A 23,692-nucleotide genomic window follows, 5' to 3' on the forward strand; every position below is an offset into this window, starting at 1 on the left:
CCTAAATTCTATCTACGATTTTTTCAAGTTTGTCGAGTGATTTACTCTTTTCGATGTACCCAGAATACGCTTCTTGGGCACCATGAATTAGAGTGTCGTAGTGAACGATGCGACTGCCTGGAGAGATGGAGGTCATTGACGACTTCAGGCGCTCAGGATTAGACGACTCCTCATCCACCGCCTTGCCCAACACAAAAATCACCTCTATGTCAGGGGTTGACTGATTTTGCTCTCGTAAAATCTTTGTCAATTTATCAACGTAGGTTTGACCTTGCTCGACCAGTTCGAGCAGGCCCATCTTGCGGCCAACTTTCTTGAGTTCGACGATGACGTGCTTGCCCGCATTGGTTCTATAAGCGATATCAACGCGACCTAAGCGTTCTTTTTCGGTCATGTCATCAATTATCACTCCGGCTTTTAGCAGACGCGATTCCATGATTGGGCTATCTGTTGCCCTTTCCCACGCTGGATCTAACAACCAAAGGTGGTCAAACAAATATTGTTGTAGTACTCGCTCTTTTGCGTCCGCATCAACAATATTCTGGAAGTCGCGAATCGCATCAAGGCGCGATTTAACTATATCCCTGTAGAGAGAAGCTTCCAGTGAATCCCTATCGGCAAGCACCGCCAATAATCGTTCTGCACTTTCAATACTAGTAACAAATTCCTCGGTAGATCCACGAAGCTTCATTCGCTCAAAGGCCAAGATTCCGTGCCGATACATGAGTTTCCTGTCTTCTTCCTCATCCACCGGTAGCGCACTAAGTTTGGCAATCAACGTCTCAGCGCTTTTCTTGTAACCATCGGGTAGCGTATCAAGCCATTCTGCGAGTGCGGGCGAAGTCTCTTTGGCTTTCTCGACCTCATGTTTCTTGCGCCACTCCGTCCAGCGCTTCTCGACCTGCGTCAGACGTGATTTCAGGAACGCGATTAGCTGCCCATATCTGGGGTCATCCTCCTGAACACGTTGGCGATCGCTGGTGGCGATATCTGGCGCGTCATCGGCGTCAAGAAAATCCGCTTCGATCTGCCCGGTGAGGTATTTGGTATAGAGTCGGCCATCATTCAGTTTGTCCAGGATATTTTCATGGAATAGCCGGCCGCGAGCGAACACGACGATGCCGTTGAGGTTACCGGCATCCTCACTGTCGAGTTGCTTCGGAAATCTAGCGGTGCCGATCCAGCCGCTAACCTTCCATCCGGTGTCCCATGTATCAAAACGATTCGGGAGCGATTCCTGCTCCAGCAGTTGGGTAGCGGGAGTCAGGTCGAGCGGGTCATCACCAAATTGCCATAGAAACTGGACCATCGGCAGGTCGCCACGATCGGACGACGTGATGGCCTTCCCATCCAGATCAATTTTGAATCCATGCGCCTCCCCGATCACGGAGAAGCGGCGAGCCAGACGCTTGCGTAAGGCCACCGCTCCACGTCCTAGCCGCTGACGTTTGATGTCGTGCAAAACAATCCGTGTGCCCTGCGACACACAGATCTTTTCAGTAGGTAAGGATTCGGGACTGTAGAACGGCTCCTTTTTCTGGACGGATTCGTGGATGCCATCCACGGTCATACGAAGACCATGTGCTTCGCCATCTCTGGCAGACTCGACCTCAATGACGTTGGCGATTGAGAATAGCGAGAGTTTGCCCAGCCCTTTGCGTCCCATCACCGGTCGCCCCTTAGCGGTCGTCTTGCCATGCACGACATCTTCATCACGCCGCCGGTAACCGACTCGCAGGTACTTACCGTTCATATCGTCGACCGACATACCGATGCCGTCATCGACGATCTCGATCCAATTGCCGTCCGGATCAATCTTTATGTCGACGGTCTCGGCATCAGCATCCCAGGCGTTCGCAACGGCCTCAGTCAGTACCGCAGCGATGTTGCTGTAGAGGTTGATCCCGAGGTGATCAAGCACGTTCAGGTCGACCGTCATTTTGTATGTATCTGTCATATGCTCCCCATCAATCATCAAACGCGCCAACGCCATCAGGATTTATGCCCGCTTTGAGCATCTCGAATTCTTTCAAAAATTGATCCACTGCTTCGCGTGCCATGTCTGGAACCGTGCCCGACTTCCGCAGGTCTATCAAACGTTGCGCACAGACTTCCGTATCCAAGTACCGCTCCAACCACGCCGGATTCAAGCGCGGTTGAAGGCTCACGGCCCAATCACCCATCGTCTGCGATCGTGTTTGCGAGCAGAACTTCGGCAGGAATGTCAGCAGAGCATCATTTGATGAAGTTGCCGCTTCACACCATGACCTTGCCTCGGCAGGGTCGCCCCAGAGACACCATGCGGCCAATAAGCGAGCAAGTTGCGAATGCGCCAACAATTCGCTCTGACTGAGTTTGGATCTCAAGCCGTTAAGCCAGCAGGCTTTCAGGTCATTAAGAGTGGTTGTGTCAACGAGCGCCTCTTCGCCATTCTCCGCATACTTTTTAACCTCGTCGGAGAGTGCCGCGATCAAATAGCGCTGCACTCCGAGGGCACGCCCTTGGTCTATCGCAGTCTTGAGCAGCTCATGCCGCTGAGCTCGGTCGACGCGTTTGAGAAGGTGATACACCACGCGTGTTACGCGTAATTCGTTGCCAAAATCGAAGGAGCCGCGTTCATCGCTGTCTAGTACAAGCGAGTCGCCCATATCAAGGAGCACATTGATGAACACCGGGATGTGCGTATCGGGGATATCCTCTTCAACATGATCCATGAGTCGTTCAAGTAGCGCTCGTGCTTTTGACAGGCCATCAGGGCGTTTCTCGCTTGCGGCTTGAACCAGCGCGTCGCCCAATGTGGCAGGCGCTTCTGCCAAGCTCAAAAGTGCCAGCATTTCGCTGCGTCGGACTGCGCCAGGAGGAACGGTCATTCGGAAGTAAGTGAGGAACACATCGGGATGGCAAGCGCGAAGACTCCTCCGCCATTGCGCCAACCAATCGGCTCCGTAGCCCATTTTTCCAATTTTCGGAAAAATGCGTTCAAGAAGTGCTCCCGTGCTGGAACGAAGCTGCTCTGGCAGCGCTTGCGCCCATTGCTCATGAAAGGCTGCACGGGCCTTTTGATCGCTGTCATACCTGCTATCACGACTGTGGCCAGAAAACTTATCCTGATTTGTACGGATGACGTCATACAGACCGGGCAGAAAAACGCGAAGCGCTTCAAGTGCGATGAAATCTACCGGGTTAACCTCGCCACGTACCGCCGGATAGGTTACTGACAATGTATTCGTGAAACGGACGATATCACGCGGCACCTGGATCAGCGGGTCAATCCCATCGTGGAAGGCATTCGTCCAATAGGACTGGTCGAAAAGGCCGTCAGATGTGTCGCCCAACACCTCATCAAGGCGTTTGAACAGAGCCGCCCGCAACGCCACGCGATCGACTGGCGGCAACTCAAACGGCACTTGGATGATCTTTTCCAAATAGCGTTCGCCTGGCATACCACTCTGCTGCTCAATGGCCTGTGCGGCGACTTCACGATCAAAGGCGAGCAGATAGACGACGTTGGGAAAGTCGGCCAATGCCTTGATGACGGTGAACAGTTGGCGGGCCTCTTCTGGCGTGAGGCGGTCGATATCATCAATGACGACAAGGATTCGCTTTTCAGCCTCTCGCAGTATCTTGCTGATTTCCGACTTTAGTGCAGGAACGTCCTTCGGCTTGCGCTTGGTGACCATGCCGATGAATTTTCCGATCATCCCAGCTGCACCGCCGGTCATGCCACCCAGGTCGATCAGTCCACCAACGCCTTCGGCAAAATCACCCAGCAGGTCGCCCAGCTTTTTGAACTTCTCGCTCTTGGTGGGCAGCACGGCCTGCAACTGGCCAAGAAAAGCGCGAGCGAGGTTTTCCTGTCCGGAGAACCACCATGGATTGAAAGTCACGATGACAGGCTGTTCAACTTCCGAGCGCTGTTCCAGAAAGTGCCGCACATAGCTCAATACTGTGGACTTTCCTGAGCCCCACGGGCCATAGAGCGCCAGTACCAAGCCATCATTGCCCGGGTAGCGGCAAATGCTATTGGCAAGACTCTCGGCGAACGGAGCATGCCCGAACAGATCGTCCTGCGGGTTTGAGCTTGGGCGATCGGCCGAGAGTGCGGTCATTCATTCTCTCCATCAAACAGATCGCCAAGATTTTCTTGAAGAGCATTGTCTTTACCGCGTGAGCGACGTTTTTTGTCGTTGCACTTTTGAGCGCTGAGTGAGCTAACTTTAATGAGTTCCTCATCGTTGCGTTTACGATTCAATGTCGCGAGTCGTTCGAGTATGGCTTTTTTGGCCTTCTCGGTTATAGAAAATCGCACTCCTTGTCTCGTTTCGTGAAATCCATGTCCAAGCTCGACATCATTCCAGCCATAAGCGGAAACTACAGATATATCCAGCTCTCGATGTAAATCACGCAAGCCAACGATCTCAGAGCTGCGATCTTCTGCATCATGCATTCTGTTGTAAATTTTTGTTAATCCAATCTGCTGGCCTTCGAGTAGATTTTGGCGATATTCGTAGTATTCCTTACCCGACTCCTCCACCAGATCCAAGTTATCTGGGAACGGGAAAGTGGAAAGAACAGTGCTGGCCGTATATCGAAGTAGCTCAAGACTGGTTGAGCAGTATTGCCATACCCATTTTTCGTGAAGAGTCGATTGTAGGCATCCGTAAGTAGCGAAATCGGGTCTAACGATAACTACCATTGGATGTGCAAAAACACTTTTCGCAGAGACAAAGGTCGGGAAGATATATTTTGCGGTAAAAGGCTGAACGATCACCCGATCTAGTTGCGACAATTTCTCTTCAAGCCCAGGCCGCGCCTCGGCATACCTCCACCAACGTTCACGATTGGCTTTTCTCTTAACAAGGTCTCTTTCTGGCTTTACTAGGTCTCGAACCAAAGCCAAACATTCTGGAAATTCGCTTTCGCACTCAGCGAGCTCGCGCATTGAAAAATTTATCGCATATAAGCCTGACGACTGACTTGGCTCATTGTTAATGTCGTCGCCGCGAATATATTGAAATATCGCCTTGGCGTTGTTTTTATTGGCCTGAATCAGACTGTTCTTTTCTTCCTCATTGAGAACAAACCCTTGCCCCATCAAGTAGTGGCCAGAAAAGCAGAGCCCCTCATTCGACGCCAACTGTTTCGGTGATGAATCAGCCTGATCTTCGGAGCTTTGCAAATAAGAAGTAATAGCGCCAGAGGTAAGCTGGCCATTGATTTTTACCGCGCCACTCCATTCGAATTTGGAAATGTGTACTTGGGCTATTTTGACGCCAGCCAATCCAGGCCACTCCATCGAAGGAACGCAGCTGTATACCGAAAGACCATCGGCGAGCAAGCGCTCAAGTCCGTTAACTCTTGACTCACCTTGCGAAACGATGTCACTCAAAATCAGACCTATGTAGCCGCGGCTCTCTGAAAGCAAGGACGCTCTGATCAGAAAATAAACACACAAATCGGTTGTTCCGGCAGGCCCGTTCAACCATGTTTTCAAATAGGTGAGCAGTGCTTCTGAATGTCGAAATGTAATTCTCCGGCCACCCAAGAATGGTGGATTTCCAATCAACGCACTAAATCCACCACCTGAAGACGAAACAAAAACCTCTGGAAACTCCAGCGGCCAATGAAAGGGGCGACGAGGAGGTTTGCCTACAGGCAACTCAACGGATAGGGAGGACTGTGCTCGACACTTTATTGCGTTAAATGCGTCGCCATTACCGTCAATTGCTTGACCTGCTTCAATAGCGATGGCATCCAGAACAGATCTACCTGATGCAGTAAAGACAGCGCCGATAAATGCATCCGCTATCAATTCGGACACGGATAGACGACGACGAGCGTCTGCATCCAATTTCGCCATGACCTCAACATCTTGGATGTCGCGAATCGGCATCTCACGCAAACGCTGGCGAAGTTCGATCGCTTCGTGAACAGCCTTTTCGATGTTCTTGCCAAACAAACGCTGCTGCCCTTTGTCGCCGGGCGTCATTGAGAGTTCGGTCAGTTGGTCCAAGCGGGTGATTCCGAGCAAGCTGTCACCTGAACGCAGGTTGTGATCGAGAAAGCCAAAGGGACGCCCCTTTGCCAGCGTCACCAACCAGATTGAGAGCTTGGCCAGTTCGACGGCTAGCGGGTTCAAATCGACGCCGTACAGGCAACGTTCGGCGATGAGACGGCGCGCGATCACCGTGCGTGCTTCGCTGTCGCGCGGTAGAAGTTCCTTTGCCGCATCTGCGTCCAAGATTTCACCATCCACACTCACGGCTTGGCCCGAGGCCTCGACCTGAGACCAAGCCTCGACGAGGCGATCTGACAGCCAACGGCAGGCTTGCACCAGGAATGCGCCCGAGCCCATGGCGGGGTCGCAGATCTTGAGGTCGAGTAGCTCAGAGGGGGATTTCAGCACCCAACGATCGCGTGGCGTTCCCTCAGCTGGGCCGACATAGGTCACTGGCGTGAGCGTCTCGGTAACGATCGCTTCGGTCAGTGATTTCGGGGTGTAGTGGGTGCCGGTTTCGCGTCGATCGGAACCGGTGGTGACGATGAAGGCTCCAGCGGGATACACCAGCGGATAGCCCCACGGGTCGGTTCGCAGCAGTTGGGCATAGGGTTTGACACGATCGCGCAGCCTGGTGTCGCCTTGGCAAGCCGTCAGCAGGCGGTCGGCCAGGGTGTCGTCGACGGGCTTGGCAAGATCATTGCGCACCCGACTGGCAGAGCTACCCGTTCGCTCTTTCAGCAATGCAGCTAGTTGTGCAGCACCATCCAACCGTGCCGAATCCAGCTCGGCCAACGTAACCCATGGCTTTTTGGCGCTCTTGGTGGCATCCAGTTCCAGTGTGACTTGATCGATACGTTTAACCGTGCGCTCAAGCAGCCCCTCGTAGACGTAGCCGATCTGTTCGACATCCAGTGCGCGGTAGGACAGCGTACGGCCCTGGAATTGCTGGATAGCTTCCAGCAACAACAGCACGGTGCGGTTGTCGATGGGCAGCGGTGTGGCCGCATCAGTACGCCAACTCGAGCCCTTGGCACGACCTTCGAGGAAAGGGAAACGATCCGGATCGAACAGTGATCCGCCCAGCGCTGGGAGACGCAGGTTCTCGTGTTCGATGCCGCCGAACACAGCGCGAAAGATCGCCAACAGACGTGACCAAGCATCCCAGCGGCGCTCGAGGATCTCTTCGGATTCCTTGCGCAACTGCATGCGCAAGGTGGAGAGCGCGTAGTTAGCCTCGTAGCGCTCGTCGCCCATCAGCAGCAGGCCGCGTTCTTCGGCGGAGAGCAGGAACACCAAGCGCATCATCACCGTCAGCGCGGCTTCATACAGCTCGGGTTCCTTGACGTCGTGCAGAAGTTCTCGATTGCGATCCTGGTCGGCTTTGTCGAGCGTCTGGATCAACACCTCGACGGCGCGGCGTACTTGCTCGCCAAGGGCGTCGGTGACTTCGTCCTGGAATTTCAGGGAACGATCGAACAGTGCGGGCAGTTGTTCGGACTCATCGACAAAGAAACGACGAATGCCGAGCAAGTGTACAAAGGCCTGCAGGGTGATGGGCTCCTGAGTCCAGATGCGTGCATACCAACTGGCAAATGTTGTGACCGCACCCACTGGGGCATCCACCAGCATCCAGCGCTCGCCGTTGGTCACTAGTCCGAGGCGACAATCGAGCGAACGGCATAACTGCACCATGCGATCGGCGGGAGTGGCAACCCAACCGTCTCGCTTCAAGGTGGCATCGAGATCGATATCCTGCGCATAGCTCTGGATCAGCAGTAACGGTTTGTTCGCGCGTTGTTCATCAATCACGGCAAGATCGGGTGACAGCGTCACACCGTGTTCGGGTAAGTTGGCTTTGAGGTTTGCGGCGCACCAATCGGCACGCTTAAGCACGTCGCCTTTGCCGTCTTCATCAAGTTCGAGGCCTCGCGATAGTACTTCGTCAATCCAGGCAACGTGCAACTCAGCGAACTGCGCGTCTTCCAGCTCCAGCGCTTCGCGCCATTCCTCGTAAGCTTGGCGCAGACGTTTGCGTTTAGATGCATTGAGCTCTTCCAGCCCTTGAGGAAAGGCCTCCTTCAGAACAGGAACGGCGAGGAAGGGGCCGGAGATTTCTATTAGCGACAGCCAATCATGATGGTTTTCGTAACTCATGCGGCACCTCCCTGAGCTGCCGATTCAGGCACGAGAAAGATGACGGCGACCGGGAAAGTACGATCATTGAGTTTGGCATAACGGGTTTCGATGGCTTCAGCCTCCTGCTTGCGCTCGGCCGGAATACGAGCAAGGCGCGTTTCCAGTGCGGCAGTATCTCGCCTGAGCTGAGTTCGCTCATCTTCAGAGAACAGGGAAAGCTGAGAAGGCTCTTGGTCTTTATACAGCTCTGCCTGGATAGCTTTTTCCAGCTCATCCAGTACCGCATTGATATCTTCCACTTCCTGCTGCTTGCGTGACTGTAGAGTATTGGTAAGAAACTTTAGGCGGTCTTTGGACCGTGCATCGACCGTTTGCAAGATGGCGCTTTGCGCACGATCGAAACGCACACGAATGGCATCAAACAGAGAGTCTTCAGCTTTAATTGGTGTGGCTTGATCCAGCCATTGCTGGACCTTGGTAACACCGTCTTCGCGTCGGAAAGATTTATCGCTCAGATAGCCTCCGGACACCGTCAGCTCTTCGTGGAGGCGGTGATGGTTGCCGCCAGTTACGACCAGCCGCGAGATGACGACCACGGCAGGCCCATCGATCAGGGCGTCTGGCACCGAACGCACCGTGACGCGATGCAACTTCTTCACATCGTCTTGCGCCCAGACCTCGGCACGTAGCAAGCGCAGGCACATCTGCACCAGTCGGTGGTTCAGGTGAACCAACACCACATCATCACGCCCTTTTGCCAGGGCGTGATCGAAGGTGACAGGCCGGATTTGCAGTGTGTGGGGGTGGCGCAGCCCCTCAAGACAGCGCGCCCATGAGCCCGATAGCGCGGGCATCTTGAATACGGTGCCCGCTGGGGTGTCGGCCAAGGCAAAGGGCTCAAGCGGCGGACGACCTGCCAACTTGAGGCCCGTCTTGACCGCCATGAGGATGTGTTCTGGCGTGAGATGGAAATCCTGCTGCGTGGTCAGGAGTCGTTCGTGCAGTTTGGCGACTCGGTCTTTCAGCTCGCGCTCGGCGCGCACGAAGCGTCTGGCTTTGGCGATCTTGGCTTCAGCGAGACGGGTATCGAGGTCTTTGAGCGAGCCTTCGATCAGCCCCGACATTTGCGGCGCGATGACCGGGTTGACGCTGCCCATGTCCGCCCGCATGGATTCGAGTTTGCGCAGTGCCCGGATGATGTCGTCGCCGTGACCGCCAATGGTAGCTTTGCCCTGATCGCCGCCATCAACGGGGTGCCAAATTAAGACCTCTTTCTGACGCTGACCGTGCCGATCGATACGGCCGTTGCGCTGCTCCATCACGTTGGGGTTGTACGGGATCTCCAGATGGATGAGACAGTTACAGTGGTTCTGCAAGTCGATACCTTCTGACGCGGCATCGGTGGCTAGCAGAATGCGCACCGCTGAATCCTTGGGCGAGGTTTGGAAGGCCGCTTTGACTTTCTCGCGCTCATCCTGTGGCATGCCACCGTGAAGGATGGCCAGTCGATCGCCACAGAAATCGTGGCTGGCCAAGATCTCGTGCATCCACTGGTGCGTAGTGCGGTATTCGGTGAACAAGATGACCCGACGATCATTCCACTGCCCGTCGGTCTTGAGGTTGGCCTTGAGCCAGTCGAGGATGGCCTTGGCCTTGGCATCGACCTGATTCTTGGCTGTCTGTGCCCACGACCGCAGTTCGTTCAACATTTGTTGCTGCTCTGCTGTCAGCGGTTGCGCGCGACGCGAGGCTTCTTCAACGGCTTCGGATTGGGCGTTTTCGACCTCTTGGTCATCCGCGTAGTCTTCCTCAACCCTTAAGATGGCTTTGCGCAAAATGCGGTCGGCCATTACATCCTTGTCTTTGCGTTGGCTGCCATTGGCCAGGCTGGCAATGTGCTTTTCCAGGGTGGATGCGAACGCAGCGGGTGAAGAGAAGAGCCGTTTCTTGAGCAACTGGTTGACGAACGACGTGCCGAAGGCATTACCGACCTTTTCGGCATCCTGCTCGCGGCTCGCGCAGTAGTCGTTCAGTTTTTGGTGAATGGCGCGCTCTTGTGGGGAGTACGAGGCCAGTAACGCTTGCAACTTGCGCTGCGCATAGAGCGGCTTACCTTCGGCATCGACCAGATCGCTTTTTAGGCGACGTATCATCACCTGACTCAGCTGCTTTTCATCCGGCAGAATGTTTCGGGCAAAACGCTGGTCGTCCAATAACTCCAGCAGCGACGTAAAGGATTCGGTGTAACCGTTGTGTGGGGTTGCCGTCAGAAACAGGCGATGCTGGAAGTGTGGACTGATGGAACGGATGAAGCGTGTGCGCTGGCTCTCCAGCGCGTAGTTCGCACCGGCAGCGGGGGCGATGTTGTGTGCTTCATCGACGACCAGCATGTCGAATTTGCGTGGATAGCTGGTATGCGCGGGCAAGACATCGCGCATGGCGCGCAGTCCTTCGCCGCTCTTGACCCAGTCCATGGAGGCAATCAAGCGCGGATGGGATGTCCACGGATTGGCATGGATGCCGCGATCTCGGCGCAGCTGCTTGATGTATGCCGTGTCGACAACCCGGAAATCAAGGCCAAACTTTTCCAGCATCTCGACGCGCCACTTCTCTTGCAGAGATGCGGGGCAGATGATCAGGACGGTGCGGGCACGGTGCCGCAGCAACATCTCCTGGATGACGAGACCCGCCTCGATGGTCTTGCCCAAGCCGACGTCGTCAGCGATGAGCAGATTGACGCGCGCCATGTCGATGGCACGCACCAAGGGATCGAGTTGGAAGTCTTCGATGCTGACGCCACTGCGGAACGGCGCTTGCAGAAATCCTCGGTCGGCATTGGTGGCAGCACCCCAGCGAACTGCATCAAGAAAAGCGTCGAGGGTGTTGGAGTCATCCTGGCCAGTAATTGACGGCAGACCTGCGCGCTCAATGATTTGCGCGCCTGGCTCAATCTCCCAGATAACTTCAAGCTCTTCCCCCAACCCATCTTCATCAATAGATGTGAGGGTCACGGCATTTTGCTGCGCCTTCGTTGATATCAACTTGGATGAAACAACTTCGACAACAACCCACTGACGTCGCCTGACTTCTACCAACTGCCCTGGTTCTGGACGAGCACGGTAACCCTGATTATTCTGTATATTCGAACTTTCCATGTGACCTACTACGTTTCCTTTTATCTAGTCTCTTTACCGGAAAAAATATCTAGAAGATTGATTATTGGTTCATAGCTAATGTGTGATCGCAGCAAGATGAACATTAATACTTCGTGCAATCGCACGTCCTAGATCAACAGGAACAGCATTACCTATGAGACGCCCTAATTCTGTAAAACGCACCTTGCCATCATGGGGAATAAAAGCATAATCACGCGGAAAGCTCTGAATAATTGCAGCTTCTCTCAAAGTAATAGCCCGATCCTGTTCCGGATGCCCAAAGCGTCCATTCCCAAACCCGTAACATTGCGTAGTCATGGTTGGCGCAGGCTTATCCCACTCCATGCGTGCGTAGACGCCAGAGTAGCTCTTACCGCTTTCTGCGCGATGGCATTCTGCAACAAGATCCTCTGGCCAGTCACGCCACGTACCACCTGGTTTTGAAACTTTAATACGTTTAAGATTTTTCTCAGACAGCGATGAAGATACATGTAGTTTATCCCCAGGCGCAGCCTCTCCTGCGCTCAAGGCTCGGAGATGACCAATCGCTTGCTTTACTGTCTTAGGCCTTTCGACCGTTGGTTGGATCATTTTAATATCGCCGTGCAGGGAGGCCAGCAACACCATACGACGACGAGTTTGTGGTACACCGTATTTAGAGCTGTCGACAACATCAAACCAGACTTTGTAACCAAGCCGCTTAAGGGTATCAACGAAGTCCTGAAATACCGAGTGTTTGGCAACAGCAGGAACATTCTCCATTGTGATAATATCTGGACGTGTGCCCTTTGCTAGGCGAGCGAACTCGTATAAAAGCCCCCACTTACCGTCCTTTCCATCCAAAGCGTAGCGCTGTGCATAGGTGGAGAAAGGCTGGCATGGGGCACAACCCGCGAGAATTTTCCAATCAGCGTTGCCGAACAATTGAGTCAACTCGGCAGCGCTGACCTTACTGACGTCTCGCTCTATGAACTTTGCGCTGTTGTTAGCTTCGTAAGGAAAGCGGCAAGCGGGGTCCATATCAATACCAGCAACGACAGGCACTCCTTCCAGCACGAAGCCATGCGTCAACCCACCAGCGCCACAGAACAAATCGACACAAGAAATATTCATCATTCCAACAATCCTATTTTCGTTTCAACCCCAAAACGCCGCTCTTGAAACCCGTAGATATCAAGTTGACAAACAGTACATGGGTATAAGCGCACAAGCCGACAGCTTAAATTGTGTAACTATAGCAAAAGAACCAATTGCAGATGGTGCTAAAAACAAGCTATTGCTAAATGAACATAGCGATGCCCCACCTCAATGTAAGCGACATCACCCCCACCAAACGCAACCGACTTAATCAGAGTTGAACAGAAGATCAAGCTAATACAACATTTGAGCATGCTCATAACTTATTTTTTCGTATGTGCCTCCTGGAGTCTGTCAACTAATAAGCCCCAGCTTTTCAGCAGACGAATAACCCCGTAGCGATTTAAGGGGACATCATGATTCGTTGCCGCTTACGCAAGACTTCACGCACAGGCAGAACTGTCACTCTCGCCAAAAAGCTCATTAATCCTGGCTGTTTCCTTAACCGTAAAAACATACGCATATATTTTAAATATTTCCCCAGCGATTAAAGATACTGTGATGTACGCCAAATGCGTCGTAGAGCTTGCTTACTAGATAGTTTCTCTTGCACTTTTGATTAGCAAGGGCAGCCCAAGGAGCTTTGTATCAAGAAAGCAGCAGCCCTTTTAATAGACGACCAAACTCACTATGTGACTACGAATGCTGGCTAGGTGCAGTAGGCTAGAGTTTTCACTTTCACCAAAAGACTCTACCGCTGAATTGACACCCCGGCGGCTACGCACAGTGGGCGGCATACCCACACGAGGGAGACACTACTGGATGAAAGACTCTCGTGCACTCAACGACTAGGAACAACCCCTTCAAACTCAAAAACTATAAGCTTGCTTAAGTAAATCAGCTATAGCCTTGCAGTAACCTGGCCACGATAAATTTCACATCAAACAGCGAGAACAGAAATGCAACTCATGCATCAACTAACAGAACAACTGCCCTACCGTTTTCATCGGCAAAAACATACGCACTCGCCCGTTCTGCTCACACAGCACCTGAAACCCAAACTTCTGATAAAAGCTTTGAGCTGAGTCCGTTAAGCAGTCAACAACGATTGCGTAGGCTCGCATATGTGCATTCACGCCCCACAAATACTCAAGCGCCTTAACCAGGCTGACTTTGCCTAGGCCACTGCCATGAAACTCTTTATGGACGGCTAGCTGGGCCAATAAAAATACCGGAACAGGATAGTGAGGTAGTTTTTTAGCCAGTGACGCAGGTAATGTCTCACGGCAAATCGAACTGGGTGCAACACTATAAGACGCACAGATCGGATACTTCTGATTGAGCAAAGGTGCAGTACCGGGTAACACCATTGTGCGACTGATGCCCGCTTGCATGTGTTTCGCCGCTTGAGTCTGGATAAAAGTATTCAGCTCACTCTCACCACAGTCAAAAGAGTCTCGATCATGCTTGGATTTACTGAGTTCTTCAAAAGCCTTTGACCAGCTCATTTAAAGTCACTCGCCTTGGCAAAGGCTGCTGCCTCTAGCAAAGCTTTGTTCGGTGCCTGAGCCTGCTCACAAGCTGCCATAAACTGATCGAATACATTGTCTTCAACAGTCATGCTTTCGTACTGAGCGATCACCTGAGTCGAATCTTCATCCATCAGCCTGACCACATACTCAGTTAAGCTTTTTAAGCCCAACAGCGCAGAGGCTTTTTCAGCTTTAGCCTTAATCTCTTCATCAAGCCTGATGTCTAATCGTGCAGTTGCCATTTCACTCCCCCTTGTACGTATAAGCTCCGTACCTAACAGAGATAGTAGCGCAAACCTCGAACACAAGCAATCTGTACGGAAGAATGACGGAGAGCTCCCAATAACTCTCAATACAATTTCTTAATGCTAACAAGAGAACGAACAGATCCAGAACACCGCCCCTTCACCATATAGCCTAGCTATGCACTAGCGGGCTCTAATATCAGCAGTATTAGCGTTAAGGTGTGAGCTGAGGAAGTCAGGCTTTATCAAGCTTCATTGATACAGATGTCCCATTACAGAACACCTGCTAAGCGAGCGCCTAGAAAACCGCACTAGGCTCACAGCCAACTCATCTAGTTAATACGGTAATTCACCTTCAGGTGCGCGAACAGCATCATAATCAAACACAATGCTGCCGTATTGCTTGCACTGTTTTTCCATGATCATTTCAGCGTCTTTGTAAACACGCAACCCTTCAAACTCCCAACCACGTCCCATGCCATTGTAAAGAGCATAGGTGTAAGCCCCATTAGTAAAGGCCAAGTAGCTTGACCCGCCACCTGCAAACATCTCAGACCCTTTATAAACACGACTGTTAGCTGAACTAGAAGGCAAGGAAAGCTCAACGTTTCCTGCTGTGCCATAACTGTAAACTGGATTACTAGATAACTTACTAGCCGCCACCACCTTATTATTTTCTAGCACACAACTTATCGTTTCAGCGCTAACCTGACTGATCATGAGTGATAGCGGTAGCGCAATAGCTGCAACAATAACTTTCTTCATCATTCGTCTCCTTCCATTAATAAGCATTGTATTTAACATGCTAGCATCGACTCCCACCAAAGCAATGACGGCTGCCTCTAACTTTGGTAGCCGCCTTAGCCATGTAGCTCGCTCGATAGAACAAGTCATCTTGACTATTAAAGCCACCTGCAGTGACTGGATACTGAGCATTCCTTGGTATTTCAACCAAGCCTAACGCGCTTCGAGTCTCAATGTTTAACGCACTCGCCCAAGCTTCAACCAATCGAGCATAGATGTTAGACCTGCCAAGCTCGTACTTACCAAGACTATTGAACGCATCGTGGTTGACGAAAATAACTAAGTGATAATGCGGTACACCTTTTTGACCGACTTCACGGGCACACACATATCTCACGCTCGTATCATGAGCTTTAGGGTTAGTAAGTTGTGATTTTTTACGAGCATGTCGGACCTTAGCCCTGAGTGATGAAATAAAACTGTCTATTAGCCGACCTTCTTTAAAGTCTTGAAGTCCTCTAGGTAGTCTTAAATCCACTCTGAATGCAAAGGTTCTAGGATGCTCATCGAGTGATGCATTCATGACATCGATGATTTTATCTAAATGCTTTCTGACAAATGGGCCTTTACCATCCATGAGTGGATAGCCTCTGTATTCACTCCCATACACAAGTTCATTTTCAGAAAATTGGTTTGTATCGTTTCTTCTACGCATGTCATTACCTAAGTCATATTAGGTAGGCACGCAATGTCTGTCTGCAGTAGCTGAGTGATTAAGCTGAATGTCATACCTTGTAGAAATAGGCTTATGTCTGAGTCTATGAGTAGTCAGTCATGTTCTTCTATAAGGGTTAGTTATTAGCTCATCGATAGCCTCTAGGGTGGCTATCTGTTTGGTCTATGTAGTATTGATAGATACTGCCTGTTTTATAGGTTATGAATGTTAGTAATGGTTGCCTAAAAGCATATTACTATAACCGAGAAACACGCTGTATCACGATGCCAGAGATCAGGGGGTCTGCTTCAGCTGAGGAGAAAGAAATCTGCGCCTACGAGGGGGAAGTCCAAATTAAAATTGGTCTGGTAAAGTTTTGATGGAAATCAGGCAGCACTCAGTTCTGCAAGCTGGAGGTCACGCTGGGCTATTTTTTCTTCAATCCACTCCAATACTTCACTTTCTACCCATGCGACGCAGTTAGTGCCTAAATTGACCTGTTTAGGAAAAACCCCTTCCTTGATATATTTGTAGATAGTGGCTCTCGCCAAGCTGGTTAACGCTGAGACGTCTTTAATTTTTAACAGTTTCATGTTGTTACCTCTAGTGTGGTTTGACACACCAGTTGCAACATTCATATTTTTTTAATTTCTAGCCTCTCATTCTCTGTCATACAGAAGTCACACGCACCATGCTGCAAAAGCACCATCTCGCATTGCTATTTTGCTTACCCCGTAGGCCCTGACTGAAACCGGCGTGATACCAACTGTTTTCTTGTCTTTCAGCCTGTGGCTTTCTCCTCAAATATGAACGATGTGTGCATGGTGCAACAACCAATCTAACAGCCTGCGGTTAACGTCGCGTCACCATCGAAAGCGTTGATCCACTAAGAATACTGGTGAAGACAACACTCCTTACTCATAGCGTTTGACGTTGGTATTGAAGAACCCGTCAGCTTGCTCTCGACCAAGTGGCAGATAGCCCATTCCGCCAATGATGAGCTGCTGGGTCAGTAAAATGCCACATTCAGAATTGATCCAGACGCACCTGTTTTTGCCCTAGCGGTGCAATACATGAGTTTTCACAAGCACCTCCTGAGTCAACATCAGCCATCGCCCTTGCCATGCAATTAGGCGGTCATTTCTCTCAAACCAGACCGCTTTAATCTGGCAGTGATGGATCATTAACACTTTTACGACAACAGCGCACTCCAAGGGTCTATAAACTCTAGCAATGATAAAAATAAGCTGATGTTTTTATGATGTTTTTGTGATGTATAACTTGCTGTAATTTAGATGTATAATTTACACATTGGATTAGCATGAAGCTGCTATACTTTTCTCCACCTGTATAGCGCCTTAAGCGGAGTAAAAGTTGATATCAAACAATGAAAATCCCACCCTAAAAAAACGCAGTATTGACATATTAGAATCAAACCTACTCCATCTGCTTGAAATAACAGGAACCCCAGCGGACACGATCTCTGATCTTGAGTTCAAACTCCGCTCTAGGGATGACGATGAAAAACTACACGCGCAAGATGAGATAAACGCTCTAATTGACAACCTCTTAAAAGGCAGCAGAACCAGCTCTTCCACAGCAATTGCACTTAAGCTTTACAGCGATATTTTTGAGCATGATAAGACGCCAAACACTCGAGCACTTATTAGGCCCGAAGAAGATCGAGAAGCGCCTGGGTTCGATCCAATAGGGACTGATTCGAAGAAAGGATACATAGAATCGCTGAGTGAGCTTAAAAAATCCAACCTAGCCTATTTTGTTGAAATATATACACACACTCTCCACCCTGGGGCAATTGCAAGTTCTTTCGAGCCAACAACCTACGAAACCCCCCAGAGAAGGTACGTATTAATACAAAGATCATTACCAGAACAAATCAAAGAAAAACTTAAACTGGCTGATGTTTTTCTAAAAAGAACACCTAAAACTCGCTATATAACCCTATTAAAAATGCTCGACCTGCACTGCGAACTCAGACCATCCAGCTCAGATACAAAATCCATTCAGTTAGCGATAGATACCTGGATAGCCACACTCAATTGGGATAAAGAGAACTTAAGCAAGCACACTCAACAACCAAGAGAGTTTTTCACAATAGCAACCGAAGTTATTAATAAAGCCCTAGGTTTCAAAAGCATCGGGACAGACCCAATCAAGAACATAGGAGATATCGCTGAAAAACTTGACTTAATTTGTAGCTACGAATTTATCTCCAGCACAAGAAAAGCCTACTTAGATAAAATCGAAAAAACTTGGAGAGACTCAAAAAAACCTAAAAAGCTCCCCAAAGTCCCAGCATCACCCGTTAAAAGACCTTCGTTCGCCATAGATAAAGAATGCCATGATGCACTATCTAGAAAAATAATTGAAAAAACTCAACCAGCCTCTGTAAACAGAGTTATTAATAATCTTAGTAATCATTCCGCCAAGGCTCTAAGGGACATCAAGAATAGCGACAGATTACATAGCCTCAAAAGCTCCCGTACCAAAAAAAGAATAAATGTAGACATAAGCATATCAACAGATAGAAAAATTGACTTACTGCGGGAGAAGCTAGGAGTTACTCGCTCTCAACTACTGGTTCATGCAATCAATTACTACTTACAACCGAGCAAATTCAAACCTGCAAAGGATTCAGCCAGCACTGCAAAAAAGCAAGAAAACACTAAAAAATCAGCTGCTGAGAGCAAGCTACAATCTAAAACTCTCCCCCCTGAGACCACACAAACTGAGCCTCCAGAGTTACCACTAGACACAAAGCCTGCAGAACCCCTAAGCCCAGATAATGCAAAGCACCAACAATTACTTGAATCAGAAGCAGCTCTGACTAAAAAGCTTGAAAATACTACACCCACAGAACCAGCAGATAAAACCGAACCAGTAAACTCGCCCAACAATCAAATACATACCGAGCAAGATATACAAGTACCAAACGAGCTTCAGAAACTACTAGACAGAGATAAAGCATTACAAAAACTCAGGGGCAATAAACGCTAGCACCTCACACACCATCCTGATCAGCTATTGCCAATTTAAACTATGCAATAGCTGATCCGAATGAGCAAAATACTGCACTCATAGCTTACAACCACTCTCTTGAAACCCTCTCACTTTAAACGTTAGCGCTATCTCTTAGCTGATCCAAGTAATCAGCCCAAGCCTGCATCATCTCGGCACGCTGCTCTAGAAAGCTAGTTCTGTTATACGCCCTACCGTTTGCATCCTTAACAGCATGGGCCAACTGATGCTCAATCCACTCCACGCGGTAGCCAAGCACCTCATCTATAAAAACAGTCATAGAGCTCTTAAGCACAAATAGCAAAACTGCTTTGAAGGAACTGCAATCTCACATCAACCTTACGCCTCCAGCAAATACCAAAGACAAAAAGCCAATCGCGGCTCACATAGACAAAGCCACGAGCAGTAAAATAAAAACCTTAAAGAAAAAATTCAACTTTAGCTCTGTCTATCATCTGCTCGAATTCGCGGTCCAATACTACGAGAAAACTAACGGAAGAGCCGCAACCATTCCAGAAAACAACGCGCCAAATAACAATCATTTACAAAAACTTTCTCAACAATCAAAACCTACCGATATAACAGCAAGAGAACAGCTATCTGATGCTAATCAATATGCCGCAATCAAAGAGCCTACAGATACAGAGCCGGCAATAGAGCAACTTCAAGTCATAAATAACAAGCCCGACTTTCAACATGATTTAGTACCTAGCACCACAAACGACAGGAAGCCTCTTCGCCATACACAAGAGAAAGCGCCTCCAGAAACAGCAGTTATAGATAAAAGAAAATCTGCAAAATTAACTCTAAATTCCGGAAAAACTATACACGTAACACTCCTTGAGCGGAGGACATGGAAGGGCCTACCTAAAGCTTATAAATAAGCCGCCGACAAGCCTTCTAACGAGGCTCTGACAATATGCTGGCTCCACCACTCCATCATGGGCCTTCTACGCTCAATGTATTCGGCACGATTGTAAGCACTGCGAACGTCGTTGCTGTCTACGTGAGCCAAGGCCACTTCGATCAACTCCGAATCCCAAGCCTGTTCGTTTAATGTAGTACTCGCAATAGAGCGCAGTCCGTGACTAACAAGCTCACCACCAAAGCCCATGCGTTTTAATGCCATGTTAGCTGTCTGCGTATTTGCATGAGACTTTGGGTCTCGATCTGAAGGAAAGACATATTCTCTATGGCCGCTATAAGGCCTAATGACCTCTAGAAGAGCAATGGCCTGATCAGTTAGCGGTATAGAATGTGGGCGACGCTTTTTCATTCTTTCAGCAGGAATGGTCCAGACTTTCTTATCCAAATCAATATCTACCCAGGCAGCCGTTGCAGCCTCGCCCGGACGTGTCATTGTGTGAAGCTGCCACTCGATCAGCAATCGCGTGGTCTGCTTAATACTGGCAGTGCTTATTGTTCGCATTAAGCGCGACAACTCTTCAGGTAGCAAAGTGGGTAAGTTTTTCTTTTGTGGTTTTTTAAACGTACTTCTAATACCTGCTAACGGATTAGAGAAAATAATGCCTGCGTTTACGGCAAAGGTCATGATCTCATTCATTCGCTGCGATATCCGCTTGACCGTCTCAAGACTGCCTTTAGCCTCAACAGGCTTAAGTACACTAATTACCGCAGGCGCAGTAATGTCTGAAACAGCTACAGAACCAAGATCAGGAAAAATGTAATTCTCCAAGGAGCGCCAAATATCATCTGCGTAATCAGGCGTAACCTGCTCCCGCTTAACCACAAACCATTCACCAGCAACAGACAAAAGCGTTTGATCTCCCGCCACTCTCAAAATTTCTTCTTTTCGATCTCGAACCTGTTTGGGGTCAACTCCCTGCCCAACCAACTCTCGCGCCTCAAGCGTCTCTTTTCTAGCCTGGGCGAGCGACACCTCAGGGTATGGCCCTAACCCCATATTGATTCTTTTTTTAGTTACAGGGTGGCGATAGTTAAAATTCCACAATAACGATCCATTAGTGCGCACACGAAGCTGCAAACCATCACCATCAGTTAAGACGTAATCTTTTTCTTTAGGCCGCAAAGCTTTGATTTTTCTATCGCTAAGGCGCGACTGCACTGCTGTCATGATATATCTCCACACCCTTTGGTATTCCAAGAATACATTAAACATCCTTGGAATACCTTTTGGAATACCATGTGGAATACCAAAAGTGCCGGATTGGAAAAGACGCCTATAGACTGCTATAGCTCTGAAACCCTTGATATACGTGGATTACAGGTACAAAAAAAGGCGCCCTAGGACGCCTTTAGATGATGATTTGGTGGAGCCGGGGGGATTTGAACCCCCGTCCGCCAGTACTCCGCTGTCGGTACTACATGCTTAGCCGTGTCTACTAATTTAATCCGCAGCCGCCCGATCGGCAGGGTGCTTTGGATGAGTTGTGTAAGTTTTAGCCACTTCGTCCACAACGTACTACGCGGCGATTCTGTTCTATCTGACAGTCACTTCGAGTTTACAGACATCCTCTAGTGACTGCTGGAGCCGAGGCTACCAGAGGAGCGGCTAAGCTGCTTACGCAGCTAGAGCTGTTGCTCCGTAGTTTTCGTCATTGGCAACTATAGAAGTTGCAACAGTGGATTTACGAGTTCTGTTACCAACTCGGCATGCACCTAAAGTTTCGCAACCAGCGTCGAATCCTAATCGGCCCCGAAGTGTTCGCTTACTTAAGTGACAGGCATCTTACGCTAAAGCGCGTGTTATGTCGATCAATCATCCACTTCTGTGGATTAACTGCCCGACTACGCTTTATCGCTTGCCTAACTATAAGATGGGGCTTAGGTGGCTTTTTTCAAGGCCTGCATAAAAATACTTTCAGCGCATTGGTAAACCCTTGCGTACAAGACCCTACTCAAACCGCCGCCAAACAACCTCAAGAAAAATCAATCTGCAGCTGCATCCGGCACACTCAGTTTTTTCTGATTATGCACCCAGTCCACTAATTCTCCTTGCGGGATATATCCATCAACCGTTTGCCGCAGAATCTGGCGAATCAATACACAGTCATTCTTGTCAACGGCAGCAAGCAACTCATGCAAGATGACAGTCAATTCTTGCCATGGCAAAAACTCTTCATCTGCACGCATGATCATCGCATGCTCAGTCGGCGAAACATTATCGCCAATCAACAGCTCTTCGTAGAGCTTTTCACCTGGGCGCAAACCACTAAACTCAATGGCAATTTCACCGCTTGGATTACTCTCACTGCGCACGGTTAAGCCGGTCAGGTTAATCATCTTCTCTGCGAGCTCAACGATTTTAACTGGCTCCCCCATATCCAAAACAAAGACATCGCCGCCCTGCCCCATAGCACCCGCTTGAATCACCAGCTGCGAGGCTTCTGGGATGGTCATAAAGTAACGGGTCATTTTTGGATGGGTCACGGTTACCGGACCGCCACGCTTGATTTGCTCACGAAATAACGGAATCACCGAGCCAGACGAGCCCAGCACGTTACCAAAGCGCACCATAGTAAAGCGCGTGCTATTGATATAACTTTGCTCGTCCGCTGGGTCCATAAACATCTGTGTGGAAAGCTCTTTACTGAGCGCCTGCAACACCATTTCTGCCAAGCGCTTAGTGCTGCCCATAATGTTCGTCGGGCGCACCGCCTTGTCAGTGGAGATCAGCACAAAATGCTCAACATCGGCAGCAATCGCCGCTTGCGCAGTATTTAAAGTGCCAATCACGTTATTAAGAATACCTTCAGCTGTGTTGTGCTCAACCATCGGCACATGTTTGTAGGCAGCAGCGTGGTAGACGGTATTCACCCGCCAAGTACTCATCACCTCACGCAAACGTTTGATATTACGAATCGAGCCTAAAATCGGAATCAAACGTACGCGCAACGCTTCTTTACAAATTCGCGTATCAAGCTCTTTTTGAATGCTATACAGATTGAATTCACTGTGCTCAAACAAAATCAAAGTGGTCGCACCACTGGCTAAAATCTGCCGGCACAGCTCCGAACCAATCGATCCGCCAGCGCCGGTGACCATTACGACTTTTTCATTAATACAGCGCTCAAACAGCTTCATCTGTGGCGCTACAGGGTCGCGTCCTAATAGGTCGGCAATATCGACCTCTTGTAGATCTTGCACCTTGACACGACCACTGGCCAAATCCATAAAGCCTGGAATACTGCGCACATGCAGCGCAAAAGGCTCAAGCTCAGCTAACACTTCACGACGTCGGGCACGTGTCGCCGAAGGCATTGCCAAGAGCACTTGTGTGGCACCCGTAAGGTCTATCATTTGCTGAATATGTTTAGGCTTATAAACTTTCAGTCCCGCAATAGTACGCGTAGCAATCGCATCATCGTCATCAATAAACGCCACTGGACGCATTGATTTGCCCATCCGCAAAGCAGCAACCAGCTGATTGCCCGCCGAGCCAGCGCCATAAATAGCCACACGTGGCAAGTGATCGGCTTGTTTGATAAACGGCATATATGCCGCATTTCCTAGCCAGTCACCCAAGAAGTACTGGCGCATCAATAAACGTAAACCACCGATAGTGATAATACTTACCCACCAATAATTCACTACCAATGAGCGTGGTACTGCGGCGGTGTCATCTTGAAACCAATAAATCGCTAATGCAAAAACTAAAGCCGAGACTGTCACTGCTTTAGCGATGGCCACCAACACTTCTTTGCCAACGAAGCGCATCACCGCACGGTACATTCCAAAGCGAATGAACAAAGGAATAGCAATAAGAGGCGCAATCACAAACAACCAGCGCTGCTCGCCGAGCAAGTCAACCCGGTGGTCAACGCCTAAACGAACAATAAACGCCAGCCATAAAGACAGCCATACTAAAAAGACATCGGCAAAAACCTGCAGCAATCGTTTATAACGACGCGGTAAGCCTAATAGCATTTCTCTCAATTTCATTTGTGTCCCTTTAGACTCTGTGCTGTCATTAGCACCCATTACCAGTCTGCAAATCGTCGATTGCAATACATATTAACGTGTTATTTATTAAGCTCTTACAGCGCAGTAAGAACAAATTCTCTAGA

At 49.6% G+C, this 23,692-nt stretch carries 15 protein-coding genes, 1 other RNA gene and 1 pseudogene; 2 read left to right on the top strand and 15 right to left on the bottom strand.

Annotated features, from left to right (window positions below; all coding sequences use genetic code 11):
- Position 1: 1 nt before the first annotated feature.
- The 11 genes and pseudogenes from H591_RS0100085 to H591_RS16265 all read right to left on the bottom strand — a co-directional run.
- Positions 2-1,975: a BbrUII/HgiDII family restriction enzyme gene (locus H591_RS0100085; RefSeq protein WP_022964900.1), complete on the bottom strand. Its 1,974-nt coding sequence runs from the start codon at positions 1,973-1,975 to the stop codon at positions 2-4.
- Positions 1,968-4,109 (bottom strand): KAP family P-loop NTPase fold protein, encoded by a 2,142-nt coding sequence (locus tag H591_RS0100090; RefSeq protein WP_022964901.1) that lies wholly within the window; start codon positions 4,107-4,109, stop codon positions 1,968-1,970. Before H591_RS0100090 ends, H591_RS0100085 begins: the two co-directional genes overlap by 8 nt.
- Entirely contained in the window at positions 4,106-8,155 is a 4,050-nt protein-coding gene (locus H591_RS16075) for an Eco57I restriction-modification methylase domain-containing protein (RefSeq protein WP_022964902.1), read from the bottom strand. Before H591_RS16075 ends, H591_RS0100090 begins: the two co-directional genes overlap by 4 nt.
- Positions 8,152-11,292: a DISARM system SNF2-like helicase DrmD gene (gene drmD, locus H591_RS0100100; RefSeq protein WP_022964903.1), complete on the bottom strand. Its 3,141-nt coding sequence runs from the start codon at positions 11,290-11,292 to the stop codon at positions 8,152-8,154. The genes H591_RS16075 and drmD overlap by 4 nt, the downstream gene beginning before the upstream one ends.
- A 75-nt stretch (positions 11,293-11,367) precedes the next feature.
- A complete protein-coding gene (locus H591_RS0100105; protein ID WP_022964904.1) occupies positions 11,368-12,408 on the bottom strand; it encodes a DNA cytosine methyltransferase in 1,041 nt (346 codons plus the stop codon).
- Between the two features lie 938 nt (positions 12,409-13,346).
- Positions 13,347-13,877, bottom strand: a complete 531-nt coding sequence (locus tag H591_RS0100110; RefSeq protein ID WP_022964905.1) for a GNAT family N-acetyltransferase — start codon at positions 13,875-13,877, stop codon at positions 13,347-13,349.
- Positions 13,874-14,143 carry a type II toxin-antitoxin system TacA family antitoxin gene (locus H591_RS0100115; protein ID WP_028244058.1) on the bottom strand — a complete coding sequence of 90 codons (270 nt, stop codon included), beginning with the start codon at positions 14,141-14,143 and terminating at the stop codon, positions 13,874-13,876. Before H591_RS0100115 ends, H591_RS0100110 begins: the two co-directional genes overlap by 4 nt.
- Positions 14,144-14,482: 339 nt before the next feature.
- The gene (locus H591_RS14495) at positions 14,483-14,914 is read right to left on the bottom strand and encodes a hypothetical protein (protein WP_156853077.1); all 432 of its coding nucleotides are present in this window, start codon (positions 14,912-14,914) and stop codon (positions 14,483-14,485) included.
- Positions 14,915-14,951: 37 nt separating this feature from the next.
- Positions 14,952-15,605, bottom strand: coding sequence for an inovirus Gp2 family protein (locus H591_RS0100125; protein WP_022964907.1), 654 nt, complete (start codon positions 15,603-15,605; stop codon positions 14,952-14,954).
- A 386-nt stretch (positions 15,606-15,991) separates the two neighbouring features.
- Positions 15,992-16,198, bottom strand: a complete 207-nt coding sequence (locus H591_RS0100130; protein WP_028244059.1) for a helix-turn-helix transcriptional regulator — start codon at positions 16,196-16,198, stop codon at positions 15,992-15,994.
- A gap of 207 nt (positions 16,199-16,405) precedes the next feature.
- Positions 16,406-16,606: pseudogene (locus H591_RS16265) on the bottom strand (ATP-binding protein); the annotation flags it as partial.
- A 373-nt stretch (positions 16,607-16,979) separates the two neighbouring features.
- Here H591_RS16265 and H591_RS0100135 point away from each other — a divergent pair.
- Positions 16,980-18,623, top strand: coding sequence for a hypothetical protein (locus tag H591_RS0100135; RefSeq protein WP_022964909.1), 1,644 nt, complete (start codon positions 16,980-16,982; stop codon positions 18,621-18,623).
- A gap of 115 nt (positions 18,624-18,738) precedes the next feature.
- On the opposite strand, the gene H591_RS0100140 is transcribed toward H591_RS0100135, so the two are convergent.
- Positions 18,739-18,924: a hypothetical protein gene (locus tag H591_RS0100140; RefSeq protein ID WP_022964910.1), complete on the bottom strand. Its 186-nt coding sequence runs from the start codon at positions 18,922-18,924 to the stop codon at positions 18,739-18,741.
- Between the two features lie 31 nt (positions 18,925-18,955).
- On the opposite strand from H591_RS0100140, the gene H591_RS0100145 reads away from it, so the two are divergent.
- Entirely contained in the window at positions 18,956-19,528 is a 573-nt protein-coding gene (locus H591_RS0100145) for a hypothetical protein (RefSeq protein ID WP_022964911.1), read from the top strand.
- Here H591_RS0100145 and H591_RS0100150 read toward each other — a convergent pair.
- From H591_RS0100150 to H591_RS0100155, 3 genes are all read right to left on the bottom strand, one after another.
- Positions 19,519-20,739 (bottom strand): integrase domain-containing protein, encoded by a 1,221-nt coding sequence (locus H591_RS0100150; protein WP_022964912.1) that lies wholly within the window; start codon positions 20,737-20,739, stop codon positions 19,519-19,521. The two genes, H591_RS0100145 and H591_RS0100150, sit on opposite strands and share 10 nt — an antisense overlap.
- A gap of 194 nt (positions 20,740-20,933) precedes the next feature.
- Positions 20,934-21,323: a transfer-messenger RNA gene (ssrA, locus tag H591_RS15790) on the bottom strand.
- 231 nt (positions 21,324-21,554) lie between these two features.
- The gene (locus H591_RS0100155; RefSeq protein WP_028244060.1) at positions 21,555-23,567 is read right to left on the bottom strand and encodes a polysaccharide biosynthesis protein; all 2,013 of its coding nucleotides are present in this window, start codon (positions 23,565-23,567) and stop codon (positions 21,555-21,557) included.
- Positions 23,568-23,692 lie beyond the last annotated feature (125 nt).

It is taken from the genome of Denitrificimonas caeni DSM 24390 (assembly GCF_000421765.1).
GTDB lineage: Bacteria > Pseudomonadota > Gammaproteobacteria > Pseudomonadales > Pseudomonadaceae > Denitrificimonas > Denitrificimonas caeni.

Excerpts from the sequence above, each read along its gene's own strand:
- H591_RS0100110 (WP_022964905.1), bottom strand. The coding sequence starts at position 13,877 with ATGAGCTGGTCAAAGGCTTTTGAAGAACTCAGTAAATCCAAGCATGAT.
- H591_RS0100155 (WP_028244060.1), bottom strand. The coding sequence starts at position 23,567 with ATGAAATTGAGAGAAATGCTATTAGGCTTACCGCGTCGTTATAAACGA.
- drmD (WP_022964903.1), bottom strand. The coding sequence starts at position 11,292 with ATGGAAAGTTCGAATATACAGAATAATCAGGGTTACCGTGCTCGTCCA.
- H591_RS14495 (WP_156853077.1), bottom strand. The coding sequence starts at position 14,914 with ATGATGAAGAAAGTTATTGTTGCAGCTATTGCGCTACCGCTATCACTC.
- H591_RS0100130 (WP_028244059.1), bottom strand. The coding sequence starts at position 16,198 with ATGAAACTGTTAAAAATTAAAGACGTCTCAGCGTTAACCAGCTTGGCG.
- H591_RS0100085 (WP_022964900.1), bottom strand. The coding sequence starts at position 1,975 with ATGATTGATGGGGAGCATATGACAGATACATACAAAATGACGGTCGAC.
- H591_RS0100115 (WP_028244058.1), bottom strand. The coding sequence starts at position 14,143 with ATGGCAACTGCACGATTAGACATCAGGCTTGATGAAGAGATTAAGGCT.
- H591_RS0100150 (WP_022964912.1), bottom strand. The coding sequence starts at position 20,739 with ATGACAGCAGTGCAGTCGCGCCTTAGCGATAGAAAAATCAAAGCTTTG.
- H591_RS0100090 (WP_022964901.1), bottom strand. The coding sequence starts at position 4,109 with ATGACCGCACTCTCGGCCGATCGCCCAAGCTCAAACCCGCAGGACGAT.
- H591_RS16075 (WP_022964902.1), bottom strand. The coding sequence starts at position 8,155 with ATGAGTTACGAAAACCATCATGATTGGCTGTCGCTAATAGAAATCTCC.
- H591_RS0100140 (WP_022964910.1), bottom strand. The coding sequence starts at position 18,924 with ATGACTGTTTTTATAGATGAGGTGCTTGGCTACCGCGTGGAGTGGATT.
- H591_RS0100105 (WP_022964904.1), bottom strand. The coding sequence starts at position 12,408 with ATGATGAATATTTCTTGTGTCGATTTGTTCTGTGGCGCTGGTGGGTTG.
- H591_RS0100125 (WP_022964907.1), bottom strand. The coding sequence starts at position 15,605 with ATGCGTAGAAGAAACGATACAAACCAATTTTCTGAAAATGAACTTGTG.